Origin of the sequence: uncultured Traorella sp., assembly GCF_944327115.1 — a bacterium.
In the GTDB taxonomy this organism is placed as follows: domain Bacteria; phylum Bacillota_I; class Bacilli_A; order Erysipelotrichales; family Erysipelotrichaceae; genus Traorella.
This window is the reverse complement of sequence record NZ_CALVGS010000127.1, coordinates 1-5,517: the sequence shown is the minus strand read 5'-3', so window position 1 is coordinate 5,517 and position 5,517 is coordinate 1. Positions and strand designations below refer to the sequence as shown.

Sequence of the window (5,517 nt, the reverse complement as noted above, 5' to 3'; positions counted from 1 at the left end):
AATAATTAAATCCCGCTTCGATAAATTCATCTACCATCTGATTGACCTGTTCAAGATCAACCTCTTTATCTTTCATAGGAAGACGCATGCATCCAAAACCAAATTTTTCTCTAAGTTCCATCTTTTTTCCTCCCTAAGACCTTTTTTCTATTTATATTTTAACACCTCTTCCCTATTTGTAGTCAAGCATATATGATATTTTAGAATAAAACTTTTATAAGAAAATAATTTTGTAACGAGAATCATAGGCAAATAAGTGACTCCTTATCTGCATGCCCACCTGCCTGCTCACTGATATTCATGATAGTTGTTCGCTATTTTTCCGCTTTCCTTCTTGCAATCACATACACTGTGGTGGATGCTTAATCCTGACCGCCCTATCAAAAATGAAATTTCCCGGCATGTAAAAAAGAGCCTGCGCTCTTTTATTGTTCGATGATATAACGAAGACGATATTCTTTCATATGCTGGTCATCATAAGCTTCATAATACTTAAAAGCAATCTTCTTTGCATTTTTGCTTATAATATACACATATTTCCCTGTTATCGCTTCAAAAGGCTTTAACACGAGCAGATCTTCAAACTGTTTTTCTGCTCCGAAATATTCTTCCGCATCAAAAGGTCCATCACGGTCATAACTCACTAAAAAATCACTTCTTGAAAAGGACAAGGCATCTGCACACAGATTTTTTATTGTGAGATCGACGCATAAAAAAGCACCGCCTTCTTCGATCACATAACCGTAATATTCATCTTCATGTATTTCTAAACGATTAATTTTCAATGAAAAGGTAATGGTCTGAAATTCATTCTTCATCGCAAAGTTCGGTATATGATCTTTGCATAACAGATGCAGCTGTGTTTTATTTTTTCTGATTTTTATTAGATCCATAACATTTTCCTCCCCTTCTATCTTATGACAAAGCAGGGTATGAATTTGTCGAATCCTAGAATAGTCTGTTTCTTTAAAACATGTTATAATTTGGACAGGTGATCGTATGCTTGAAAATTTAAAGAAATTATTTCACAAAAATGATGATAAAGTTTTGATCACGATCCATGGTTTTGGCGTGAATCGAAAGCATGAAATGGATGATTTTATTCAGTATGCCACTGCTTCCAAAATAGAGATCATAAGCTTTAATATGTTTGATATCCATGATGAAGATGATGATGATTACAACAAATGGATCTTAGTAGCAGAAAATAAGCTTCAACAGGCCTTTGATCAAAATAAGAAGGTATATCTTTTAGGCTTTTCGATGGGTGGAGTCATTGCTTCCTATCTTGCCGGCAAATATCCCGTTGAAAAATTAATTTTGATTTCTCCTGCCTTCATTCATTTCAATATTGAAAATTATGCCGGCATCGCTATCAAGACAGGTAAAAAATTATTAAGCGGCAGTGATGAAAATAAACCTTCCATGCCACGGAGTTTTTATAGTGCTTTTATGGGATGCGTGAAGGAACATAAAAATGATATCCGTAAGGTCAGCTGCCCTATCTTGCTGATACAGGGAGATGCCGACGAGGTCATTCCGACCAGAAGCAGTGAATGGGCCTATGAACAGATCAGCCATGACCAGAAAAAATGTATCTTTCTTCATGGCGGAAAGCACCGTCTGCTTCAGGATAAAAGCGTTCAGGATGTTGCTTTTCTTTTGATCGATGATTTTCTTCAGGACAAGCTGCTGCCCTTAAAGAAATAAAGATGGGCTGTCATCAAAGATTCGGTATATAAAAATAGCTGATTGGATCAGCTATTTTTTTCTTAATTTTTCAATCAGCTCTGTCTTGATGCCTAACAGCTCCTCAGTCAAGGATACTTTGTAGACATGCGGATATTCAAAACGTTTATATTGCGGCCACAGATGATCCAGCTGGTCTGCGCAATAAGCACGCACCTCTTCGATCGATGGTACATCATAAACAAGCTGTCCGTTGATAAAGATCGGATGAAGCAGATCTTCTACATAATATTCACCTGCATGGAAGGTTTTGTTCTGCCAGCGGTTATTTGGATGATAGATCGTCAGATCCTCTTTTTCATTGATCGGATGACCATGGACGCTCATGACATCTGCCCGCATCATATGGGTCTTGCTGTCATAGATACGGTAAAGGTCTTTAAAGCCCGGATTGGTCATTTTCTCGATATTTTCAGAAAGCTTGATCTTCGGAATGACCTTATCATTATCAATTACGCTTGACAGCTTATATACACCGCCGAATACAGGACTTGATTTGGATACGATCAAATTTTCACCAACACCGAAGCTGTCGATCTTGGCTCCCTGGTCGATCAATGATTTAATGATATTTTCGTCAAATGAATTGCTGGCAACGATCTTACAGAAAGGCATATCATTTTCATCAAGAATGGTACGGATCTGTTGTGAAAGATAAGCGATATCTCCTGAATCAATACGTACGCCTTGAAGATGATAGCCCCTTGGTGCCAGATATTCTTTTTCAAGACGGATGGCATTTTTGATGCCGCTGCCTAACGTATCATAGGTATCCAGCAGGACGATACAGCTGTCAGGATAATTTTTAGCGTAAGAAAGGAAGGCCTCATATTCGCTGTCATATGATTGTACAAAGCTATGTGCCATCGTTCCGACCACCGGAATACCAAACTTCTGACCTGCGAAAACCGTTGCCGTAGAATCGACTCCCCCAATATAACAAGCTCTGCTGCCATAATAAGCCGCATCAAAATTATGAGCACGGCGAGCACCGAATTCCATGACATTTCTTCCCTGAGCCGCTAATTTGACCCGATGTGCCTTTGTCGCAATCAGCGTTTGATGATTGACCGCCAGAAGCAGGGCCGTTTCCAGCAGCTGCGCATCGATCATCTTGGCCTTTACTCTTACTAAAGGTTCATTTGGGAAAACAACGCTTCCTTCTTTTATCGCATATACATCCCCTGTAAATATGAAATGTCGAAGAAAATTTAAGAACTCATCTGTAAACTTATGCGTGCTTCTCAGATATTCGATATCTTCATCCTTAAAATGAAGATTTTGGATATAACCGATCATCTGTTCCAAACCACAGAAGATCGAAAAAGCTCCGCCATCCGGATTTCTCCTGAAAAATAAATCGAAAGTAACTTCTTTATTTGCCTTGGGATCATTGAAATAACACTGACTCATCGTCAATTCATAAAAATCCATTACCAAAGAAAGATTACGTTCATCTCTAAAATCATACTTATAGTCTAGACCTTCCATTTTTATCACCTTGCTTTATTATATCACGAATGAAGATTTATGAACACAATTTCACATTTACTTCCCAAGCGATTCATCATCCCCCAGGCACCTGCACCGCTGGAAGTGATGCGGTAACCCTGAGCAGTCTTATGAATTCCCGTATCTAACAGCCATCCTAACGGAAGAACCTGCCCGGCATGAGTATGACCGGATAACTGCAAAGCGACATCTTCATTGACATGAGGAATGTGGTCGACCAAGACAGATGGTATATCCTTTTTGACCAACATGCTGATATCAGAAGAAGAACGGTCATAATTTTTACCGATAAGATAAAAATCATCTCCGATCAGCACGCCTTCATCTTCTAATGTCACGACTCCTGCAAGATCAAAAGCCCTCCTTGTTTCATCATCTAGTTCATCATGATTTCCTTCGATATAATACACCCCCAGCTTTGTTTGGATCGTCTTCATGCGCAAAAAAGCTTCTTCTTTCATTTCATCAGTGGTACTCTCATCAAAAATATCACCTGCCATGATAAATAAATCAACTTCTTTTTCATTCACACAGTCAATGATCTTTTGCAAGCGGTCGATCGACGCCCCTTTTCCCAAATGAAGATCAGAGATCATCATGATCGTATAATCATCTTTCAGCCCCAAAAGGCTGATATCATAGCTTGTAACGACCAGATCCCTATAATTGATATTTCCCCATATGATCAGCATAAAAGCGATGAGAAAAGGCGTCAGCCCCTTCAGATACAGCTTATCAGCAAACATTTTTAAACGCATCAGCTTAAGAAGATCAAAGATAAGAAAGACAAGGGCTGCATACATGAAAAATACCAGCATCACAGGAAACATGCAGCACACAAACATGATTGCCAAGGTCAAAAGACAATAATAGATCCTGTATCGTTTATTATTGATCAGTCTGCGAAAATGCAGATAAAAGAAAAGCATCAAAAGCATGATGGCCGGTATGAAAAGCAAATAATGAATCAGCTTCATTTATCGTCAGCCTCCTTTAATTCATCAAAAACAGCATTTAAGAAAGCCTTGATCGAATCAAGGATCACTTTTCTTTCAGCTGAATCAACCTTCGAAATCGATTTGATCATGACACTTGTATTTTTCAGCCAGTTATTTGAAAGATCATGAAAGGTTTCTTCATTTGTAGAAGAAAGGACCTCAAAAATCACATCGACACATTCTCTGCGCTGTGAAGGAGAGATCTTCTCAAGAAAATCATTGATGGCATTCTCAATGATCTCGCTTTGTCTGTCAAAGGCCTTTGCACAGATAAATTCTTTTCCTAATAACTGCCATGAATACAGATCATGCTGATAGATCCCCTTCTTGCTGCTTTGTATCAGCGTATAATCAAATTCCTTTTGATACAGAAAACGTCCGACGATACTGTTTTGCGGGTAATAGCTGTGTACCTTTTGATAGATCGCATGATCTTTTCTTTTTTCATACATCTTTCTGCTAAGTCCCGGTCCATCAAAATTATCCACGCTCAGAATTCTTTTCTGTATCGATTTCAACGTAAACAAAGCACTGTAAACCGCTAAATTACCACCCTTGGAATGACCTCCAAGCCTTAATCTTCCTTTATGCTCATTCGCAGCCTTGCGTAAATATCTTAATGCCTGTCTTTGAGCTCCCACGACATCCTGAAAACACATATTCAGATTTTCCTTCCAGCCGATCAACGTGTTATCCGTTCCCCGAAATGCGACATAATGTGTTTTATCATCTAAATGGAATAAAAGCGCACAAAACTGCAGCTCCTGTTCTTCCTGATGCTCACTGATAAAATCACTGATGATACAGCTTTGGAAACGTTGGCTTTGGGAAAGCAGCAAAAACAGCTGCGGATCTTCATCTGCCAGTAGCTTTTCATTATCCAAACCTTTCGATTGAAGCTTCTGATATGCCTGTTGGAAGGTATATTGCTCTTCACCTTCAAAGATATATTCCCAACGCAGATAAGCAGCCCTTGAAAGTATCAGCGAATCGATCTCATTAAAGGGATCCTGATCCAGCGTCAGATCCTTACGCCACTGTAAATAATCAATAATATTGCTCATAAGCTCACTTCCTAAAAATTATACTAAATCGTTTTTATAAGAATTTCAATGTTTTTTATTGATTTTGGATCTTAAATCCTGTTTTCGACAGTTTTAAAGAAGCAGAAAGGCCCTAAGTCCTTTATTTAAAAGGGATTTGGGGCCTTGAATGTATTTTAAAATGTTGTATATAAAGTTTTTATCCGATCAATTTA

General features: G+C 38.5%; 5 protein-coding genes. 1 reads left to right on the top strand and 4 read right to left on the bottom strand.

What is annotated here, in order from left to right:
- Positions 1-425 precede the first annotated feature (425 nt).
- Entirely contained in the window at positions 426-893 is a 468-nt protein-coding gene (locus Q0K35_RS10785) for a DUF4352 domain-containing protein (RefSeq protein ID WP_294562869.1), read from the bottom strand.
- Between the two features lie 106 nt (positions 894-999).
- Between Q0K35_RS10785 and Q0K35_RS10780 the strand changes: the two genes are divergently transcribed.
- Positions 1,000-1,710, top strand: a complete 711-nt coding sequence (locus Q0K35_RS10780) for an alpha/beta fold hydrolase (RefSeq protein ID WP_294562868.1) — start codon at positions 1,000-1,002, stop codon at positions 1,708-1,710.
- A gap of 51 nt (positions 1,711-1,761) precedes the next feature.
- Here Q0K35_RS10780 and Q0K35_RS10775 read toward each other — a convergent pair whose 3' ends face one another.
- From Q0K35_RS10775 to Q0K35_RS10765, 3 genes are read right to left on the bottom strand one after another with little or no spacing between them, the layout of a single operon-like run.
- Positions 1,762-3,240 (bottom strand): nicotinate phosphoribosyltransferase, encoded by a 1,479-nt coding sequence (locus tag Q0K35_RS10775; protein WP_294562867.1) that lies wholly within the window; start codon positions 3,238-3,240, stop codon positions 1,762-1,764.
- 23 nt (positions 3,241-3,263) lie between these two features.
- Positions 3,264-4,238, bottom strand: coding sequence for a metallophosphoesterase (locus tag Q0K35_RS10770; protein ID WP_294562866.1), 975 nt, complete (start codon positions 4,236-4,238; stop codon positions 3,264-3,266).
- The gene (locus tag Q0K35_RS10765; protein ID WP_294562865.1) at positions 4,235-5,323 is read right to left on the bottom strand and encodes an Mbeg1-like protein; all 1,089 of its coding nucleotides are present in this window, start codon (positions 5,321-5,323) and stop codon (positions 4,235-4,237) included. Before Q0K35_RS10765 ends, Q0K35_RS10770 begins: the two co-directional genes overlap by 4 nt.
- Positions 5,324-5,517: the final 194 nt, after the last annotated feature.